Below are 17,306 nucleotides of genomic sequence, written 5' to 3'. Positions count from 1 at the left end.
CGGCTTTTGTGCGGGATGAAGTTCAAAAGGTCAAAAGCGGGGGAGCAGGATGGCGAGCGAAAAGGCGATCTTCATCACCGGAGGAGCCTCGGGCATCGGCCAGGCAGTCGCGAAGCTGTTCGCCGCGCGCGGCTGGCGGGTCGGTCTGGCCGACGTCAACGCCGCCGGGCTCGCGGCGACGCAGGCGATGCTCCCCGCCGGCATGGCGACCATTCATGTCATGGACGTGCGTGACCGCGACCAGTGGCGCGAGGCGCTGACGGCGTTCACCCAGGCCAGCGGCGGGCGGCTCGACGTGCTGTTCAACAACGCCGGAATCGCGGTCGGCGGCGCGCTCGCCGGGGCGAGCGACGACGAGATCGACCGGATCGTCGGGATCAATCTGGTCGGCGTGATCAACGGCGCCCGCGCGGGCCACCCCTTCCTCAAGGCCAGTCCGGGCTCGGCACTGGTCAACACCGCGTCCGCGGCGGCAATCTATGGATCGAGCGGGCTCGCGCTCTATGCCGCGGTCAAGTTCGGGGTGCGCGGCCTCTCGGAGGCGCTCGACGCCGAATGGGCGGCCGACGGGATCAAGGTTCGAGTGGTGATGCCGAGCTTCATCGACACGCCGTTGCTCGATTCGAACGTCTCGGGAACCAACCACACCGCGCGCGATTCGGTGCGCGCCGCCGGGCTCGAGTTCACGCCGCTCGACGAAGTGGCGGAAGCGATCTGGAACGGCATTCAGCGCGACAAGATCCATGTCGTGATCGGCAAGACCGCGCGCCGCCTCGCCTTCGCGGCGCGCTGGATGCCGGGCGCGCTTCGCAAGCAGATGCGCCGCAGCGCGATCCGCTAGAGCAACGCGTCGATCGCCTGCGCCATCGCAATGTCACGCTGCGAGAGACCGCCGGCATCGTGCGTGGTGAGCAATATATCCACGCGGTTCCACACGTTCGACCATTCGGGATGGTGATCGGCCTTCTCGGCGATCAGCGCGACTCGCGTCATGAACCCGAACGCCTGGTTGAAATCGGCGAAGGTGAACCGTCGGGCGATCGCGTCGCGGCTCTCGTCATATGTCCAGTCGGGAATCGCAGCGAGCGACTCGCGCCTGTGCCCTTCGGTCAACCGTGCCACCATGATCGCCTCCTTGCCCCGCCTTCGCCCCTCCGCCTATGGGTTCGCAGATGAGCGGGCAAGCGGCTTCCCACGCGCCGGACGCGGCAACGATCGAGGCGCTCGCCCGCGCCGCGCTCGCCCGCATCCCCTCACCCTTCGCCGAGCATCTCGCCGACGTCGTGCTGATCGTCGAGGAATTCGCCGATGACGCGACGCTCGACGCGCTCGGGATCGAGGACCCGTTCGACCTGACCGGCCTCTATCACGGCCGCCCGATCGGCGAGAAATCCTTGTTCGATTCGGGCGCCCTGCCCGATCGCATCCATCTCTATCGCCGCGCGATCCTCGACGAATGGTGCGACACCGGCGTGACCCTCGAGGCTTTGGTCGGCCATATCGTCGTGCACGAGGTGGGCCATCATTTCGGGCTGTCCGACGACGACATGCACGCGCTGGAAGATTCCGCGGGGTGAGCGCCGGCCTGTCCTTCGCCGATGTCGCGTGCGTCCGGGGCGGAAGATCGCTGTTCGAAGGACTGCGCTTCGCGCTGGGGCCCGGCGAGGCGGCGCTGGTAACCGGGCCCAACGGCGCCGGCAAATCGAGCCTGATCCGCATCGCCGCGGGGCTGCTTCCCCCCGCCACAGGCCGCGTAGCGGGGGACGGCGCCCGGGCGCTGCTCGCCGAGACTGCGGCGCTCGATCCTGAGCTCGGCCTCGCCGCCGCCGTGCGCTTCTGGGCGCGGATCGACGGGCATGCCGCGGCGGTCGAGGCAGCTCTCGCGACGGTGGGGCTCGAAAAGCTCGCCCAGGTGCCGGTGCGGCTATTGTCGACCGGCCAGCGCCGCCGCGCCGGCTTTGCCCGGGTGATCGCGAGCGGCGCGCCGGTCTGGCTGCTCGACGAACCCGCCAACGGGCTCGACGCCGGATCGGTGCGAACGCTGGAGACGCTGATCGCGGATCATCGCAGCGGCGGCGGCATCGCACTGGTCGCGACGCATTTGCCGATCGCGCTTCCGCATGCACAGGAAGTGCGGCTGTGAGTGTGTTCATCGCGATCGTCTGGCGCGAGTTGCGCCGGGCGTGGAGCAGCGGCGGGCTGCTGATGCCGATCGCCTTCTTCCTGCTCGTCGCGATCCTGTTTCCGTTCGCAATCGGGCCCGACGGGAGGCTGCTCGCGCGTGTCGGCGGCGGGGTGATCTGGGCGGCGGCGTTGCTCGCGGCGTTGCTCCCGGTCGAGCGGCTGGTGACCCCCGACGCCGAGAGCGGAATGCTCGACCAGTTCGCCGCGCGCGGGCTTTCCGACTCGCTCGTCGCTGCTGCGAAGATGGTCGGACATTGGCTGGGCTTCGCGCCGGCGTTGCTCGTCGCGACTTTGGCGGCCGCCGCGCTGCTGCATTTGCCGGGCAATACGTTAGTGCCGCTGCTGGCGGGACTGGCGATCGGCACGCCCGGCCTTGCCGCGCTGGGTGTCGCCACTGCAGCCCTGGTCGCCGGGCTGCGCGGCGCGGGCGCGCTGGCGGGGCTGGTGATGCTGCCCTTCGCGGTGCCGTTGCTGATCTTCGGCGCGGGCGCAAGCGGCGATCAGCCGGGCGCGTTCAAGCTGCTCGCCGCAGTGAGCCTGTTGCTGGTCGCGGGCTGCCCGTTCGTCGCCGGCGCGGCAATCCGGATGGGGCGGAGCTAGGCCGGCGAGGCGGAGTGGAGGGGCAGATGCACATCGTCATTTCGACCGGGCAGGAAGCTGCGAGCTGGTACGGTGAACTGAAGAGCTGGCAGGGCGCGCTTGGTTCGCTGTTCGGCTTCGTGCTGTTGATTGTCGGCGCGTTGTACAATTTCAGGCTCAACCGCCGCCGCGACGCGTTGCTGCGGCACGAGGAGGCGCAATCGACGGTCTCGGCGCTCTATGCCGAGATGACATTGCTCCGCCGCGAATGCGCGCGCATCGCAAGGCTGGTGACCAACCGATATAACGACCATGGCCTCGGCCGCATTCGCGGGGAGGAGGCGTTCGACCGCCATTTCCTCGAAATGCTCACCTTGCCCGAACCGGTACTGTACCCGGCGCTCGCATCGAAGGTCGGATTGCTGCCACCCGACCTCGCCCTCGCGCTCGTTTCGTTTTATTCTGATTTCGAGGAAGTGCGTGCCGGCATACCAATGCTGTTGTCGGACGAGACGCGCGGTTATCACTACAGCGTTCTCGTCGTGCTTCGGCCGGCGATCGACGCCGTACAGGGCGTACCGCCGACGCTCGACAAAATGGCAAGCTTTGTCGGCAAGACACTGAACGCCGAACAACTCGACCTCGCCGAAGCCGAGGCACTTCGCAGTGAAGAGGAAGAAGGTTTCGAGCAGGCACGCGCCGGGCGCACGACGAATTGACCGATCAGCGGCTCCAGCGCGCGAAGATCGCAGTCGGCAGTTCGAGCCCGCGCGCTTCCTCGCGTACGGTCAGCTCGCCGGCCTCGACCTTGCCGCCCAAATCGCCGAACGACTGGCGGACCAATTCGCCGATCGCCAGCGCCGACATGCGCACCGCATAAACCGTCAGGAACAGGAAGCGCGACTCGGTATCGAGCAGCTTGCGGGTATCGGCGATCAGCGCAGGCAGCCCCTCTTCCAGCTTCCACACTTCGCCATTGGGCCCGCGCCCCCATTTGGGCGGATCGAGGATGATCCCGTCATAGCGCCGCCCGCGCCGCACTTCGCGCGCGACGAACTTGCCGGCATCGTCGATCATCCAGCGGATCGGCAAATCCTCCATTCCCGACAGCGCGGCATTGGCCTTGCCCTCGGCGACCGACTTCTTCGACGCATCGACATGCGTCATCCGCGCGCCCTTCGCCGCCAGCGCCAGCGTGCCCACCCCGGTATAGCCGAACAGGTTCATGCATTCGGCTTCGGGCTTGTCGGCGATTTGCGCCCGCATCCAGTGCCACACCGGCGCCATGTCGGGGAAGAAGCCGAGATGGCGAAACGGCGTGGTCTGCGCCGTGAAGCGCACTTCCTCCCAGGCGAGCTGCCAGCCTTCGCGCGGGGTCGGGGTGTGGAAATGCCAGCGGCCGCCGCCTTCGTCGTCGGGTGCGGGGAGGAACTCGCCATGCGCGTTCCAGTCTTCGGACGCGGGCGCCCACATCGCCTGGGGCTCGGGGCGGATGAAGCGATAGGGGCCGTAGCGCTCGAGCTTGCGGCCATGGCCCGAGTCGATCAGCCCGTAATCGGCCCAGGGCTCGCCGGTGAGAGTGATGAGGTCCATGGGCCTCCCATATCCAGCCTTGGGCTCCTGCGAAAGCAGGAGCCCAGGTTATGGCCGCGGCGTCGCGCGCTCGGCGATATAGGCAGTGATCGCCTCGAACGTGGCGGGCAGCACGTCATAGCGCTCCTGCCGCTCGTGGAGATCCCCGACTCGTGCCGGCACGGGTGGCCGCAGTCCAGTAGCGCGCTCGACCGCCTCGGCGAACTTGGCGGGATGCGCGGTGGCGAGCGTGACCACCGGCACCTCCGCGGGCAAACCGGCACGCCGGGCGGCGGCGAGGCCGATCGCGCTGTGCGGGTCGAGCACCTGGCCTGCTTCGGTATAGGCCCATCGCATCGCGGCGTTCATCGCGTCCGAATCGATCCGGTCGCTGGCGAACAGCGCGGCCGCGCCGTCGCGCTGGGCGTTGGTGAGCTGCATCGCACGGCTCCCTTCGAAGCCGCGCATCTGATCGCCGATCGGCGCGCCGGCCAGATCGGCGAGCAGCCGCTCGAAGTTCGAGCTGACCTGAATGTCCATCGACGGCGCGGCGGTGGGGGTCACCGTTCCGGTCGAATAATCGCCTGTCGACAAAGCGCGGTGGAGGATGTCGTTGACGTTGGTCGCGACGACCAGCCTGGCGATGGGCAGCCCCATCTTCGCCGCGACATAGCCGGCGAACACGTCGCCGAAATTGCCGGTGGGCACCGAAAAGGCGACCGGCTTGTCCGGCGCGCCGAGCCGCACCGCGGCGTAGAAATAATAGACCACCTGCGCCATCAGCCGCGCCCAGTTGATCGAGTTCACCGCAGTCACCTGGAAGCGCCCCGAGAAATCCGCGTCGTTGAACATCGCCTTCACCAGCGCCTGGGCATCGTCGAAGCTGCCCTCGATCGCGATATTGTGGACGTTGGGCGCGAGCACCGTGGTCATCTGGCGGCGCTGGACTTCGGAGACGCGGCCCTTGGGGTGGAGCATGAAGATGTCGACGCCGATCCGCCCGGCAACCGCGTCGATCGCCGCACTGCCGGTGTCGCCCGAAGTCGCGCCGACGATGGTGAGATGCGTCGATCCGCCGATCAGGAACTTCTCGAACAGCAGCCCGAGCAACTGCAGCGCGACGTCCTTGAAGGCGAGCGTCGGGCCGTGGAACAATTCAAGCAGCCAATGCTGGTGGTCGAGCTGGACCAGCGGCGTCACCGCGGCGTGCGAGAAGCGGCCATAGGCCTCGGTGCACAGTTCGCGCAGTTCGTCCTCGGAAAGGTCGGGGCTGACGAAGGGCAGCATCACCCGTACCGCGGTCTCGACATAGGACAGGCCGGCGAGCGCCGCGATCTCGTCGCGGGTCAGGCTCGGCCAGGTCTCGGGGACGTAGAGCCCGCCGTCGCTCGCCAGTCCGGCGAGCGTGACGTCGCGAAAGCCGAGCAGGGGCGCGGCGCCTCGGGTGCTTTGATAGCGCATGCGCGGGGGTTAGCGGGGCGACCCGAGGGGAGCAACCCAAGCAAAACTCCCCTCCCTGAAAGGGAGGGGCTGGGGGTAGGTAGCGCAGCGTCGGGCTCGATGCCCGGCGCTTCGCTTTACGCCGCTGGCGCTGGAGGCTCGCTGGCGCTCGCACCCACCCCCGACCCCTCCCTTTCAGGGAGGGGAGAAGGCTTCCGCCCTCGCCAGCGCAACGCGAGTACGTAGATCACGCTCGCCACCAGCGCGAACAGGAACCATTGCACGCCGTACGCCAGGTGGTTGTTCGGCACAGACGACAGGTCCGGCGCGGCATTGGGCGCGAGCCCCGGCGCCGGCGTGTCGGCCACTAGCAGCAGCCGCTTCGGCGTGCGATCGAACAGCGACGCGAGCATCGAGCGGCCGTCGGGCGCGTGGCTGATCGTGCCGCGCACCGCCCCGCCCTTCCACACCGACTTGGCCAGCGGATCGCGTGTCGTGCCGAGCTGGACGAGCATCCCCGGGCCTTCGGCGCCACCGGTGCGGCATTCGACGATGAAGCGAAAACCAGCGCTCCCCGCACCGGTCAGCCGGCTCGACACCGGCTGCACGCAGAAGCCGCGCGCCTTGCGGAACAGCAACCGGTCGTCGGGAAACCGCGGAAAGGCGATTTCGGGCCGACCCGGGTTACTGGCGAGCTGCTCGATCGCGGCCAGCTTTTGCGGCCGGCGGATCATCAGCTGCCACAGCCCCAACCCGATCATCGCGGCGACGGCGAGCGTCACGATGATTGTCGGGATCAGCGGAATGCGTCCCCGCCCCCTCGAATCAACAAGGGGAGGCAACGCAGTGTTGCCTCCCCCCTGAACGCGGTTCGCTTCGTCGGCCAAATCAGCCGGCGTGAACGGCTGCGCCCCAGCCGCCCCAGACATAGATCGAAGCGAAGAGGAACAGCCACACCACGTCGACGAAGTGCCAATACCAGGCAGCGGCTTCGAAACCGAAATGCTGGCGCGGGGTGAAGTGGCCCTTGTAGACCCGCACGAGGTTGACGATCAGGAAGATCGTGCCGACCAGCACGTGGAAACCGTGGAAGCCGGTCGCCATGAAGAAGGCGCCGCCATAGCTGCTGCCATGCTCGCTCGCCGCCTTGAACGGGAACGGCGCTTCGCTGTATTCGAGCGCCTGCAGCGCCGTGAAGCTGATGCCGAGGATCACGGTGAGCCAGAGACCCTTCTTCACCGAATCATTCTCGCCCACGCCGATCAGCCCCCACAGGCCTTTCATCGCGCCGCCGCGCTCGTTGTGGAGCAGGCCGTGATGCGCCCAGGTGACGGTGCAGCCCGAGCAGAGCAGGATCAGCGTGTTGAGCAAAGGCAGCTTGAACGCATCGAACACTTCCATGCCCTTGGGCGGCCATGTCCCGCCGACTGCCTCGACTGTCGAGGGGAACAGCGAGAAATCGAACCACGCCCAGAACCAGCCGACGAAGAACATCACTTCGGAAGCGATGAACAGGATCATCCCGTAGCGCAGATGGAGCTGGACGATCGGGGTGTGATCGCCGGCATGCGCCTCCTTGATCACGTCCGACCACCAGCCGAAGAAGGTGATCAGGATGCCCGCGACGCCGGCGAAGAACACCAGGTTCGCCGCTGGCATGGTGTGCATCCACATGATGCCGCCCGCGGCGAGCACCAAAGCCGCCATCGCGCCGAACAACGGCCAGATGCTCGGCGGAAGGATGTGATATTGATGGTTCTTGGCACCCGCCATCGGCTCGTCCCTGTTTCTTAGGTTTGGGGCGTCTCTAGCTTGCAGTCTTGCCGGAATCCACCGGGTAAAATGTGTAGGACAGCGTGATCTCGCGGATGTCCTTCGCATCGGGGTCGTTCTGGATTGCCGGGTCGACATAGAAGATCACCGGCATGCGGACTTCCTCCCCCGGCTGGAGCGTCTGCTGGGTGAAGCAGAAGCACTGGATCTTGGTGAAATATTTGCCCGCTGCGGAAGGGGTGACGTTGAACGTCGCCGAACCGGTGATGGGCTTGTCCGACAGGTTCTTCGCCTTGAAGAACGCCATGTCGCGCCCGCCCACGTCGATCGTGTCGGCGCGGCGCTCGGGCGCGAACTTCCAGGGCAGCTTGGGGCTGACATTGCTGTCGAACGCGACGGTGATCTTTTCCCCGGTGGTGCCCGGCGCGCGCAGCCCGCGCTGGGTGGTGCCGTTGAGCCCGGTGACTTCGCAAAACATCCGGTAGAGCGGCACGCTGGCAAAGCCGACGCCGGTCATCGTGCAGACGCCCAGCCCCGCCAGCAGCGCCGTGCGCAGATTGCGGTTCATCCCGAATGGCCGATCTGGATCTTCACGATCGAGATCGCGAAGATCAGGATCACGAAGGCGGCGAGCAGCAGCCCCATGATCCGCGCGCGCGAACGCTGGCGGGCGCGGATCAACTGGGTCTGGTCGAAATCGTTCATGCAAACCACCTATCGACGACGAGCGCGCCGAACATCAGGAAAAGATAGAGAATCGAATATTTGAACAGCCGCCTCTCCGGAAGCATCGTGTCGTCGGGCGCGGAGCGGCGCGTCGCGACCTGCGCGGCATAAGCGAGGAAGATCGCGTTGAGCAGCACGGCGCTCCAGCCATAGATCGCGCCGGCCAGCCCGAGCGGCCAGGGCGCGATCGCTGCGGCGACCATCGGCAGCGTATAGAGCCCGATCTGGGTGCGGGTGCTGCGCTCGCCGGCCACCACCGGCAGCATCGGCACCCCGGCATTGGCGTAATCGGTCTTCACGAACATCGCGAGCGCCCAGAAATGCGGCGGGGTCCACAGGAAGATCAGGGCGAACAGCAGGACCGGCAGCAACGCGACGTCGCCGGTCGCCGCCGCCCAGCCGATCAGCGGTGGAAAGGCGCCGGCGGCACCGCCGATGACGATGTTCTGCGGCGTCCGCCGCTTGAGCCAGATCGTATAGACGAAGACATAGAACAGGATCGAGACCGCGAGGATCAAAGTCGCGGTCAGGTTAATCGCGAAATACATCAGCGCCAGGCTGAAACAGGCGAGCCCCACGCCGAAATGCAGCGCCGACTGGCGGTCCATCCGCCCGGCGGGCAAGGGGCGCTGCTGCGTGCGCTTCATCTTCGCGTCGAGATCGGCCTCATACCATTGGTTGAGCGCCCCCGCCGCGCCCGCACCGAGCGCGATGCACAGGATCGCAGTGAAGCCGAGGATCGGATGGATCGGCGCCGGCGCCGCGAGCATCCCGCACAGCCCGGTGAATACGACGAGCGTCATCACCCGCGGCTTGGTGAGCGCAAGGAAGTCGCGCCACTCGGCGGGAAGCGTGATCGGGGCTGCGGTGGTGGTCATGACTCGTGGGGGCTATAAGCCGCGGTTGGCCAAGGCGAAAGGGGCAGCGTGTCAGCCGAGCCGCGCGCGGTTGGCCTTCACCTTGCGGCTATAGTGGCGCAGCACCTTGCGGGTGCCGGCCAGCGGATCGCTGCCCAGCCGACCGCTGACCAGCGCCGCCTGAAGCTCGAGCGCGGCCTGCATCTTTTCGGAGACCATCAGCCGAGTCTCTTCGGCCACATCGACGCCGCCGGTCGCCATCCGGGCAGTACGCAGGCCGATCACCGCGGACGCTTCCATGCCCAAAGTCCAGGCGTCGATCCCTGCGCTGGCCCAGCCGCCATATGCCCATTTGTACATAGTCGCCCCTTCACACGCGCAGCGAACGAAACCGCGCGCATCCTCAACGAGCCAGTGTGGCGCTCGGGCCCGCGAATGCCCAACGAAAAACGCCCCGGAGTTTCCTCCGGGGCGCTTTTTCCATCTTTACTGCAAATACTTAGTGGCGGTCGCCGCCGTCGATGATCGGCAGCGTCTCGAACTGGTGGAACGGCGGCGGGCTCGACAGCGTCCATTCGAGCGTCGTCGCGCCTTCGCCCCACGGATTGTCGCCCGCCTTCTTGCCCGCGAACAGCGACCAGGCGATGTTGACGAAGAAGATCACCACGCCGGCGAACATGATCATATAGCCATAGGTCGCGACCTGGTTCCAATGCGCATAGGCATCGGGATAGTCCGGATAGCGGCGTGGCATGCCCTGCAGGCCGAGGAAATGCATCGGGAAGAACATCACGTTCACGCCGATGAAGAACACCCAGAAGTGCAGATGGCCAAGCAGCTCGTTGTACATCTTGCCGCTGATTTTCGGGAACCAGTAATAGAAACCCGCAAACAGCGAGAACACCGCGCCGAGGCTGAGCACATAGTGGAAATGCGCCACCACGTAATAGGTGTCCTGCATGTAATCGTCGACGCCGCCATTGGCGAGCACGACGCCGGTCACGCCGCCGACGGTGAACATGAAGATGAAGCCGATCGACCAGACCATCGGGGTCTTGAAGCTCAGCGAGCCACCCCACATCGTCGCGATCCACGAGAAGATCTTCACGCCGGTGGGCACGGCGATCACCATCGTCGCTGCAGTAAAGTACATCTTCACCGTCACCGAAAGCCCGGTGGTGAACATGTGGTGCGCCCATACCACGAAGCCGACCAGCCCGATCGCGACCATGGCATAGGCCATGCCGAGATAGCCGAACACCGGCTTGCGGCTGAACGTCGCGATGATCTGGCTGACGATGCCGAAGCCCGGCAGGATCATGATGTAGACTTCGGGGTGGCCGAAGAACCAGAACAGATGCTGATACAGGATCGGATCGCCACCATAAGCGGGATCGTAGAACGCCGTGCCGAAATTGCGGTCGGTGAGCAGCATGGTGATCGCCGCGGCGAGCACCGGCAGCGCCAGCAGCAGCAGGAAGGCAGTGATCAGCACCGACCAGACGAACAGCGGCATCTTGTGCAGGGTCATGCCCGGCGCGCGCATGTTGAAGATCGTGGTGATGAAGTTGATCGCGCCGAGGATCGAGCTGGCGCCCGCGAGATGGAGCGACAGGATCGCCATGTCCACCGAAGGCCCGGGCTCGCCATAGGTCGAGAGCGGCGCGTACACCGTCCAGCCGGTACCCGCGCCGACGCCGACGAACGGCGAGGCGAGCAGCAGAGTGAAGGCCGGGATCAGCAGCCAGAACGAGATGTTGTTCATCCGCGGGAACGCCATGTCGGGCGCGCCGATCATGATCGGGACGAACCAGTTGCCGAACCCGCCGATCATTGCCGGCATTACCATGAAGAACACCATGATCAGCCCGTGCGCGGTGATCAGCACGTTCCAGAAGTGGAGTGCGTCGTCGAACTTGACGTCGCTGCCGTGGAGGTAGCTCAGCCAGGTCGGCAGATACTGGATGCCGGGATGCATCAGCTCGGCGCGCATCAGCCCCGAGATCCCGCCGCCGATGATGCCGGCGATGATCGCGAAGATCAGATAGAGCGTGCCGATGTCCTTGTGATTGGTGGACATGAACCAGCGCTGGAAGAAGCCCGGCTTGTGATCGGCATCGTGATGATCATGCGCATGGCCGTGGTCGTGCGCGTGGAGTGCGGTGTCGGTCATGGTCTCAATTGCCCGTCTGTCCGAGGCCCGCCGGATTCTGCGTCGCGGGCTCATTGGTGACCGCAGGAGCGGCAGTAGCGTTTACGACCGGTCCGGCTTCGGCGGCGTTGCTGGTTTCGTCGGTGGCATCGTTGCCCGCCGCGGTGGTCGATTGCGGCGCGGCGCCCTTGCTCGGCATCTTGCCGCCCTTCGAGGCGACCCAGCGCGCGAATATTTCGGGCGAAACCGCCTCGACTGCGATCGGCATGTACGCGTGGCGCGCGCCGCACAGCTCCGAGCATTGCCCGAAATAGAGGCCGGGCTTCTCGATGATGAAACTGGTCTCGTTGAGGCGGCCGGGCACCGCGTCGAGCTTGATCCAGAAGGCGGGGACCGCCCAGCTGTGGATCACGTCCTGCGCAGTGGTGACGAGGCGGATCGGCACGCCGACCGGGAGCACGACGCGGGTATCGGCCGCGAGCAGGCGCGGACCATCGGCATCGGTGCGATAGCGCTGGCCGGCGGCGACTTCGGTCTGCTCCTTGAGCATGTTGGCGGTCAGCTTGATGTCGCCATGGTCGGGATATTCGTAGCTCCAGAACCACTGGTTGCCGATCGCCTTCAAGGTCACGGCATTGTCGGGCGCGGGCTTGAACTGCGCGGCGAGCAGGCGAATCGAAGGAACGGCGATCGCGATCAGGATCAGCACCGGCGCCAGCGTCCAGACGATCTCGATGATCGTATTGTGGCTGGTGCGCGACGGCGTCGGGTTGGCGCTGCGGCGATAGCGAATGATCACCCAGATCAGCAGGATGAGCACGAAGATCGAGATGATCGTGATCAGCGGCACCAGGATCCAATTGTGGAACCAGTGCGCCTCGCGGCCATTGGGGGTCACCTGGTCCTGCAGCCCGTACAGCCCGTCCTGGGGCTGGCCGATCGTCTTCGACGGCGTCAGCAGCGGCTTGCCCGCGGCGTCGAGCGTCGGATCGGCCACCGCCGCCTGAGTCGGCGCGGCGGCAGGCGCCGGCGCCGGCGCTGCGGCCGGAGCCGCGGCCTGCTGCGCGTCGGCGGCCGGGGCCGTACTATTCTGGGCGTGGACGGGCGCCCCCAGCGCCAGCCCCGCAGCCAGGACAATCGAAGTCAATCCAAGCATGCGCATCTTCTGTTTTCACCCTGTTCGCGTGGCTGCGCCGTCGGCAAGAAAGGAAAAGGAACCAGCCAGCGCCTATACGCGGCTCAACCCCATTCTCAACCCTTTTTGCATGGCCGTTGCGGTCTCGGGGTGCCGTCCTTAAGAGTCGCGCCGCCTGGAGCATAAGGAGTGCGTGCGTTGACCCGAGACGAGATTCTGGCGGAGTTCCGCGCCGCGGACGCACTGCTCGAGGGTCATTTCATCCTCTCGTCCGGGCTGAGGAGCTCGCGCTATCTCCAGTGCGCGCGCGTGCTGATGGACCCGGCGCGCGGCAGCCGGCTGGCCGAAGCGCTTGCCGCGCGGATCCCCGCGGATCTCCGCGCACGGATTTCCGCGGTGGTTTCGCCGGCGATGGGCGGGGTGATCGCCGGGCATGAAATGGCGCGCGCGCTGGGGGTCGAGGCGATGTTCGTCGAGCGCCCCGGCGGAACCTTCGAGCTGCGCCGCGGCTTCCGCCTCCAGCCAGGCCAGAAGGTGCTGATGATGGAAGATGTCGTCACCACCGGGCTTTCCTCGCGCGAGGCGATCGCGGCGATCGAGCAAGCGGGAGGCCAGGTCATCGCGATGGCCTCGCTGGTCGATCGCTCCGGCGGCAAGGCGGCATTCGAGATCCCGTTCTTCTCGCTGCTGCAACTCGACGTCCCCGCTTACGCCCCCGACGCGCTGCCGCCCGAACTCGCCGCGATCCCGGCGATCAAGCCCGGAAGCCGCGCGGCGGCATGACCAAGCTCCGCCTCGGGCTCAATATCGACCATGTCGCGACCGTGCGGAATGCGCGCGGCTCGGGCTATCCCGATCCCGTGCGTGCGGCTTTGCTCGCCGCGGAGGCCGGCGCCGACGGCATCACTGCGCATCTGCGCGAAGACCGCCGCCACATCACCGACGACGACATCGCCCGGCTCTCGGCCGAGCTCACGATCCCGCTCAACCTCGAAATGGCGGCGACCGACGAGATGCTGGCGATCGCGCTGCGCCATCGTCCGCACGCGGTGTGCATCGTCCCCGAGAAGCGCGAGGAGCGCACCACCGAGGGGGGACTCGACGCGGCGGGGCAGCACAACCATCTCGCGCCGATGGTCGCCAGGCTGCTCGATGCGGGCTGCCGCGTGTCGCTGTTCATCGAGCCCGACGAGCGCCAGATCGACGCGGCGCTGCGGCTGCGCGCGCCGGTGATCGAGCTTCACACCGGCCGCTATTGCGAACTCGCCGAGGACGCGCGCGCCGACGAACTCCGCCGCATCGCCGACGCCGCCGCGCTTGCGGTCAAGGCAGGGCTCGAGCCGCATGCCGGGCATGGGCTGACCTTCGACAATGTCGTGCCGATCGCAGCGATCCCGCAAGTGATGGAACTCAACATCGGCCATTTCCTGATCGGGGAGGCGATCTTCGACGGGCTCGTCCCGGTGGTCCAGCGAATGCGCGCGCTGATGGATTCGGCGCGTTGAAGCTGGGCGCTGCCTTCGGATTCGCGCTCGTTGGCGCGACCGTTACGTCGATGTTCATCTGCATGTTCCCATTAACCAGGGCGCTGAGTAAGATCGGTGGGCTCGATATTGGCTGGTTCATGCTCCACGAAGTGTCGCCTCGCGTCATTATTGCCGCGGTCCTCGTCAGCGTAGCGCTCGTCTTGCATCTACGAGGAACCCGGTGGAGTTGGGCCATGCTGGTGGCAGCGCCGCCGTTGAGTTTCGCTGGCGACCTCTTTTTGATGGCGCTGCCCGGATGATCCTCGGCATCGGCTCGGACCTCTGCAACATCGAGCGGATCCAGAACTCGCTCGACCGCTTCGGCGCGCGCTTCGAGCAGCGCGCCTTCACCGAGATCGAGATCGCAAAAGCAGCGCGCCGGCCACATAATTACGCCGCGACCCTCGCCAAGCGCTTCGCTGCCAAGGAAGCTTATTCCAAGGCGGTCGGAACCGGGTTCAAGAACGGCGTGTTCCTCAAGGACATCGGTGTCGTCAACGCCCCTTCGGGTGCGCCGACGCTGGCGTTGACCGGCGGGGCGAAGGCGAGGCTTGACGCCCTCACCCCCGACGGCCACGTCGCGAAGGTGCATCTGACGCTGACCGACGATCATCCCTGGGCCTTTGCCATGGTGATGATCGAAGCGATCGCGGTCGGGAAGGACGATTGATGGCCATGGCCGCGGACGAGTTGGCGTTGACGCACGAAGACGATTTCGAAGAACGGGACGAAAGCGCACGCCGGGGCACCGACTGGTGGGCCGAACTGCGCGGCATCTTCTGGCTGATCCTCGCGGTGCTCGGCTTCCACAGCCTGATCGCCAAGCCCTTCTACATCCCGTCCGAATCCATGATGCCCGGGCTGCTGGTCGGCGACCGGCTGGTCGTCACCAAATATCCCTACGGCTACAGCTTCGTCACGCCGACCTTTCACTTGCTGCCGTTCATCCCCGGCCGGCTGTTCGGCAGCCTGCCCAAGCGCGGCGACGTCGTGATCGTCACGCCGCCCGGCACCGATACCGACTATATCAAGCGCGTCATCGGGCTGCCCGGCGACACCATCGCCGTGCGTGAGGGCGTGGTCTATCTCAACGGCAAGGCCATCCCGCGCCGCGCCGCGGGCACGCGCGACATTCCGGTCGACGCCAATACCCGCTGCGATCCCGATCATTACCGCGACAGCCTCGTCCGCCTCTCCGACGGCAAGGCAGTATGCCGGCTGCCGATCTTCCGCGAGACTCTCCCCGAGGGGCGCTCGTATGATACGGTCGATCTCGGCTGGAGCCCGGGCGACAATTATCCCGAGACGCGCGTTTCGGCGGGCCGGGTCTTCCTGATGGGCGACAATCGCGACAACAGCGCCGACAGCCGCTTCACCGTCGCGCAGAACGGGCTCGGCGGCCCGGTGCCGTGGGAGAATATCGGCGGCCGCGCCGAATTCCTCACTTTCTCGCTCGACGGCAGCGCCAGCTGGAACCCGCTGAGCTGGCCCGCTTCGCTGCGCAAGGGCCGCGCCGGCACGTCGCTCCACCCGACTCAGGAGGCACGATGACCGCCGATTCCCCGGAAAGCGAAGGCGTCCAGGTCGTCCACGAGCCCGGCCCCAACGAAATGCGCGATCCGATCGTGCGCGCCGAACTCAAGCGCGCGTCGGTGTGGTTCGGACTGGCAATCGGTACGGCGCTGGTGGTGCTGCTGATCCAGCCGCTGCTCATCATCTTCGGCGCTCTCGTCTTCGCGTCGATGCTCGACGGCGGCGTGCGGCTGCTCGGTCGGGTGCTGCCGATCCCGCGCGGGCTGCGGCTGCTGCTCGTCGTATTGTTCGTCATCGCCTTCATCGGCAGCGTCTTCTATCTGACCGGCGTCCAGATCGCGCTGCAGGCGGAACAGCTGCGCACGACGCTCGAAGTCCAGGGCAACCGCGTCGTCGCCTGGATCTCGAGCCTCGGCCTGATGCCTGGCCGCGCCGATTTGACCGGCATGGCGCAGCAGGCGCTGGGTTCGATCGGCCGGCTCACCTCTGCGGTCGGATCGGTGCTCGGCGCCGGCGCGAGCCTGCTGATGGTGATGTCGATCGGGCTGTTCGTCGCGATGGATCCGCGGATCTACGAGCGCGGGCTGCAATGGATGGTACCGATCGCCGCGCGCGACGATTTCTCGGTGACGATCGCCCGCATGGCGCGGATGCTCCGCGTGCTGCTCGCCGGCCGCCTGCTCGGCATGCTGTTCGAAGGCATGCTGACCTTCATCCTGCTGTGGTTCGCCGGAGTGCCGATGGCGCTGCTGCTCGGCATCATCACCGGCATCCTCGCCTTCATTCCCAATATCGGCGCGTTCGTCAGCGGCGTGCTGATGGTCTCGGTCGGCTTCAGCGCCGGCCAGGACCAAGGCCTTTGGGCGATCGCGATCTATTTCGGGGTGCAGACCTTCGACGGCTATGTACTGATCCCATTGGTGGCCAAGCGCACCGTCGATTTGCCGCCGGCGCTGACGCTCTCGGCACAGATCCTCGCCAGCACCTTGTTCGGCGTGATGGGACTGGCGCTTGCCGATCCGATCGTCGCAATGATCAAGGTCGCGCTGGAAAGCGAGGCCGAGCGCGGTGCCAAGGCGCGCGAAAATGCGCCGCGCGGCTTTCACTGGCGCATCCGCCACCGCGATACCGTAGCCGGCACGGCGACGATCGCGGAACCGCCGGGGCAACCCTCGGTGGGCTGAACCAAGGGGAATGCCATGCTGCTCCACGATTATTTCCGCTCGTCCGCGGCATTTCGCGTCCGCATCGCGCTCAACCTGAAAAGTGTCGCCTACCAGCGGCACGACGTGATGCTGCTCGAGAATCAGCAGCGCAGCCCCGAGCATCTCGCGCTGAACCCGCAGGGCTTCGTCCCCGCGCTCGAAGTGGATGGCAAGGTGCTGACGCAGAGCCTCGCGATCATCGACTGGCTCGATGCGAAATATCCCGAGCCGCGGCTGATTCCCGCCGATCCCGATGCCCGCGCCGCCGCGCTGGCCCGCGCGCTGGTGATCGCCGCAGACACCCACCCGCTCAACAATCTGCGCGTGATGCGCCGACTCAAGGCGATGGGAGTCGACGACGACGCCCGCGACGAATGGAGCCGCCACTGGATCGCCGAGGGGTTCGCCGCGCTCGAAGCGATGGCGGGGGACGGACCGTTGCTCGGCGGCGATTCGCCGAACGTGGCCGACATCTTCCTCGTTCCCCAGATGTTCAATGCGCGCCGCTTCGGCGTGGCGCTGGAGGCGTATCCAAAACTGGTCCGCGCCGATGCGGCCGCGCAGGCGATCGAGGCATTCGCCGCGGCACATCCGGATCGCGTGGCGCCGTGAATTCTTCTCGTC

Annotated in this window: 22 protein-coding genes and 1 pseudogene; 12 read left to right on the top strand and 11 right to left on the bottom strand. The window is 66.5% G+C overall.

Going from position 1 to position 17,306, the window contains the following annotated elements; all coding sequences use genetic code 11:
* Positions 1-49: 49 nt before the first annotated feature.
* Positions 50-841, top strand: a complete 792-nt coding sequence (locus E5A73_RS12135; protein WP_135964076.1) for an SDR family oxidoreductase — start codon at positions 50-52, stop codon at positions 839-841.
* Here E5A73_RS12135 and E5A73_RS12130 read toward each other — a convergent pair.
* Positions 838-1,134 (bottom strand): annotated as a pseudogene (locus E5A73_RS12130) (4a-hydroxytetrahydrobiopterin dehydratase); the annotation flags it as partial. The gene E5A73_RS12135 and the pseudogene E5A73_RS12130 sit on opposite strands and share 4 nt — an antisense overlap.
* A 38-nt stretch (positions 1,135-1,172) precedes the next feature.
* Between E5A73_RS12130 and E5A73_RS12125 the strand changes: the two are divergent.
* From E5A73_RS12125 to E5A73_RS12110, 4 genes are read left to right on the top strand one after another with little or no spacing between them, the layout of a single operon-like run.
* On the top strand, positions 1,173-1,577 hold the full coding sequence (locus E5A73_RS12125; RefSeq protein ID WP_240700151.1) for a metallopeptidase family protein: 405 nt from the start codon (positions 1,173-1,175) through the stop codon (positions 1,575-1,577).
* Positions 1,574-2,143, top strand: a complete 570-nt coding sequence (gene ccmA / locus E5A73_RS12120; protein ID WP_168355889.1) for a heme ABC exporter ATP-binding protein CcmA — start codon at positions 1,574-1,576, stop codon at positions 2,141-2,143. The genes E5A73_RS12125 and ccmA overlap by 4 nt, the downstream gene beginning before the upstream one ends.
* On the top strand, positions 2,140-2,784 hold the full coding sequence (locus E5A73_RS12115) for a heme exporter protein CcmB (protein WP_135964072.1): 645 nt from the start codon (positions 2,140-2,142) through the stop codon (positions 2,782-2,784). The genes ccmA and E5A73_RS12115 overlap by 4 nt, the downstream gene beginning before the upstream one ends.
* 26 nt (positions 2,785-2,810) lie before the next feature.
* The gene (locus tag E5A73_RS12110; RefSeq protein WP_135964071.1) at positions 2,811-3,482 is read left to right on the top strand and encodes a hypothetical protein; all 672 of its coding nucleotides are present in this window, start codon (positions 2,811-2,813) and stop codon (positions 3,480-3,482) included.
* A gap of 4 nt (positions 3,483-3,486) precedes the next feature.
* Here the strand turns inward: E5A73_RS12110 and E5A73_RS12105 are convergent, their stop codons facing one another.
* From E5A73_RS12105 to coxB, 10 genes are all read right to left on the bottom strand, one after another.
* Positions 3,487-4,356 (bottom strand): class I SAM-dependent methyltransferase, encoded by an 870-nt coding sequence (locus E5A73_RS12105; protein ID WP_135964070.1) that lies wholly within the window; start codon positions 4,354-4,356, stop codon positions 3,487-3,489.
* A 48-nt stretch (positions 4,357-4,404) separates the two neighbouring features.
* Positions 4,405-5,796, bottom strand: coding sequence for a threonine synthase (thrC, locus tag E5A73_RS12100; RefSeq protein ID WP_135964069.1), 1,392 nt, complete (start codon positions 5,794-5,796; stop codon positions 4,405-4,407).
* 116 nt (positions 5,797-5,912) lie between these two features.
* Positions 5,913-6,557 carry an SURF1 family cytochrome oxidase biogenesis protein gene (locus E5A73_RS12095; protein ID WP_338112866.1) on the bottom strand — a complete coding sequence of 215 codons (645 nt, stop codon included), beginning with the start codon at positions 6,555-6,557 and terminating at the stop codon, positions 5,913-5,915.
* A 106-nt stretch (positions 6,558-6,663) separates the two neighbouring features.
* Positions 6,664-7,548 (bottom strand): cytochrome c oxidase subunit 3, encoded by an 885-nt coding sequence (locus E5A73_RS12090; protein WP_135964067.1) that lies wholly within the window; start codon positions 7,546-7,548, stop codon positions 6,664-6,666.
* Between the two features lie 34 nt (positions 7,549-7,582).
* On the bottom strand, positions 7,583-8,116 hold the full coding sequence (locus tag E5A73_RS12085; protein WP_135964066.1) for a cytochrome c oxidase assembly protein: 534 nt from the start codon (positions 8,114-8,116) through the stop codon (positions 7,583-7,585).
* Positions 8,113-8,253 carry a hypothetical protein gene (locus E5A73_RS21390; RefSeq protein ID WP_168355919.1) on the bottom strand — a complete coding sequence of 47 codons (141 nt, stop codon included), beginning with the start codon at positions 8,251-8,253 and terminating at the stop codon, positions 8,113-8,115. Before E5A73_RS21390 ends, E5A73_RS12085 begins: the two co-directional genes overlap by 4 nt.
* Positions 8,250-9,152 (bottom strand): heme o synthase, encoded by a 903-nt coding sequence (locus tag E5A73_RS12080; protein WP_135964065.1) that lies wholly within the window; start codon positions 9,150-9,152, stop codon positions 8,250-8,252. The genes E5A73_RS21390 and E5A73_RS12080 overlap by 4 nt, the downstream gene beginning before the upstream one ends.
* A gap of 51 nt (positions 9,153-9,203) precedes the next feature.
* A complete protein-coding gene (locus E5A73_RS12075) occupies positions 9,204-9,491 on the bottom strand; it encodes a hypothetical protein (RefSeq protein ID WP_240700150.1) in 288 nt (95 codons plus the stop codon).
* A gap of 139 nt (positions 9,492-9,630) precedes the next feature.
* Positions 9,631-11,304 carry a cytochrome c oxidase subunit I gene (gene ctaD, locus E5A73_RS12070; protein ID WP_135964064.1) on the bottom strand — a complete coding sequence of 558 codons (1,674 nt, stop codon included), beginning with the start codon at positions 11,302-11,304 and terminating at the stop codon, positions 9,631-9,633.
* Positions 11,305-11,308: 4 nt separating this feature from the next.
* On the bottom strand, positions 11,309-12,445 hold the full coding sequence (gene coxB, locus E5A73_RS12065) for a cytochrome c oxidase subunit II (RefSeq protein ID WP_135964063.1): 1,137 nt from the start codon (positions 12,443-12,445) through the stop codon (positions 11,309-11,311).
* Between the two features lie 171 nt (positions 12,446-12,616).
* On the opposite strand from coxB, the gene pyrE reads away from it, so the two are divergent.
* From pyrE to maiA, 7 genes are read left to right on the top strand one after another with little or no spacing between them, the layout of a single operon-like run.
* A complete protein-coding gene (pyrE, locus tag E5A73_RS12060) occupies positions 12,617-13,201 on the top strand; it encodes an orotate phosphoribosyltransferase (protein WP_135964241.1) in 585 nt (194 codons plus the stop codon).
* The gene (locus tag E5A73_RS12055; RefSeq protein WP_135964062.1) at positions 13,198-13,923 is read left to right on the top strand and encodes a pyridoxine 5'-phosphate synthase; all 726 of its coding nucleotides are present in this window, start codon (positions 13,198-13,200) and stop codon (positions 13,921-13,923) included. The genes pyrE and E5A73_RS12055 overlap by 4 nt, the downstream gene beginning before the upstream one ends.
* Positions 13,920-14,204, top strand: a complete 285-nt coding sequence (locus E5A73_RS12050; RefSeq protein ID WP_135964061.1) for a hypothetical protein — start codon at positions 13,920-13,922, stop codon at positions 14,202-14,204. Before E5A73_RS12055 ends, E5A73_RS12050 begins: the two co-directional genes overlap by 4 nt.
* Positions 14,201-14,614, top strand: coding sequence for a holo-ACP synthase (gene acpS / locus E5A73_RS12045; protein ID WP_135964060.1), 414 nt, complete (start codon positions 14,201-14,203; stop codon positions 14,612-14,614). The genes E5A73_RS12050 and acpS overlap by 4 nt, the downstream gene beginning before the upstream one ends.
* Positions 14,615-14,619: 5 nt before the next feature.
* Positions 14,620-15,495 (top strand): signal peptidase I, encoded by an 876-nt coding sequence (gene lepB, locus E5A73_RS12040; RefSeq protein ID WP_135964240.1) that lies wholly within the window; start codon positions 14,620-14,622, stop codon positions 15,493-15,495.
* Positions 15,492-16,661, top strand: a complete 1,170-nt coding sequence (locus E5A73_RS12035; protein ID WP_135964059.1) for an AI-2E family transporter — start codon at positions 15,492-15,494, stop codon at positions 16,659-16,661. The genes lepB and E5A73_RS12035 overlap by 4 nt, the downstream gene beginning before the upstream one ends.
* Before the next feature lie 15 nt (positions 16,662-16,676).
* On the top strand, positions 16,677-17,294 hold the full coding sequence (gene maiA, locus E5A73_RS12030; RefSeq protein ID WP_135964058.1) for a maleylacetoacetate isomerase: 618 nt from the start codon (positions 16,677-16,679) through the stop codon (positions 17,292-17,294).
* Positions 17,295-17,306: the final 12 nt, after the last annotated feature.

The sequence above is a fragment of the Sphingomonas gei genome (assembly GCF_004792685.1).
GTDB lineage: Bacteria > Pseudomonadota > Alphaproteobacteria > Sphingomonadales > Sphingomonadaceae > Sphingomonas > Sphingomonas gei.
Note: the sequence above shows the minus strand (reverse complement) of the source record. Positions and strands in the feature narration are given on the sequence as shown.

Excerpts from the sequence above, each read along its gene's own strand:
- ctaD (WP_135964064.1), bottom strand. The coding sequence starts at position 11,304 with ATGACCGACACCGCACTCCACGCGCACGACCACGGCCATGCGCATGAT.
- maiA (WP_135964058.1), top strand. The coding sequence starts at position 16,677 with ATGCTGCTCCACGATTATTTCCGCTCGTCCGCGGCATTTCGCGTCCGC.
- E5A73_RS12055 (WP_135964062.1), top strand. The coding sequence starts at position 13,198 with ATGACCAAGCTCCGCCTCGGGCTCAATATCGACCATGTCGCGACCGTG.
- E5A73_RS12080 (WP_135964065.1), bottom strand. The coding sequence starts at position 9,152 with ATGACCACCACCGCAGCCCCGATCACGCTTCCCGCCGAGTGGCGCGAC.
- E5A73_RS12135 (WP_135964076.1), top strand. The coding sequence starts at position 50 with ATGGCGAGCGAAAAGGCGATCTTCATCACCGGAGGAGCCTCGGGCATC.
- coxB (WP_135964063.1), bottom strand. The coding sequence starts at position 12,445 with ATGCGCATGCTTGGATTGACTTCGATTGTCCTGGCTGCGGGGCTGGCG.
- E5A73_RS21390 (WP_168355919.1), bottom strand. The coding sequence starts at position 8,253 with ATGAACGATTTCGACCAGACCCAGTTGATCCGCGCCCGCCAGCGTTCG.
- E5A73_RS12110 (WP_135964071.1), top strand. The coding sequence starts at position 2,811 with ATGCACATCGTCATTTCGACCGGGCAGGAAGCTGCGAGCTGGTACGGT.
- E5A73_RS12090 (WP_135964067.1), bottom strand. The coding sequence starts at position 7,548 with ATGGCGGGTGCCAAGAACCATCAATATCACATCCTTCCGCCGAGCATC.
- E5A73_RS12125 (WP_240700151.1), top strand. The coding sequence starts at position 1,173 with ATGAGCGGGCAAGCGGCTTCCCACGCGCCGGACGCGGCAACGATCGAG.
- E5A73_RS12075 (WP_240700150.1), bottom strand. The coding sequence starts at position 9,491 with ATGTACAAATGGGCATATGGCGGCTGGGCCAGCGCAGGGATCGACGCC.
- E5A73_RS12035 (WP_135964059.1), top strand. The coding sequence starts at position 15,492 with ATGACCGCCGATTCCCCGGAAAGCGAAGGCGTCCAGGTCGTCCACGAG.
- thrC (WP_135964069.1), bottom strand. The coding sequence starts at position 5,796 with ATGCGCTATCAAAGCACCCGAGGCGCCGCGCCCCTGCTCGGCTTTCGC.
- E5A73_RS12105 (WP_135964070.1), bottom strand. The coding sequence starts at position 4,356 with ATGGACCTCATCACTCTCACCGGCGAGCCCTGGGCCGATTACGGGCTG.
- E5A73_RS12085 (WP_135964066.1), bottom strand. The coding sequence starts at position 8,116 with ATGAACCGCAATCTGCGCACGGCGCTGCTGGCGGGGCTGGGCGTCTGC.
- acpS (WP_135964060.1), top strand. The coding sequence starts at position 14,201 with ATGATCCTCGGCATCGGCTCGGACCTCTGCAACATCGAGCGGATCCAG.
- lepB (WP_135964240.1), top strand. The coding sequence starts at position 14,620 with ATGGCCGCGGACGAGTTGGCGTTGACGCACGAAGACGATTTCGAAGAA.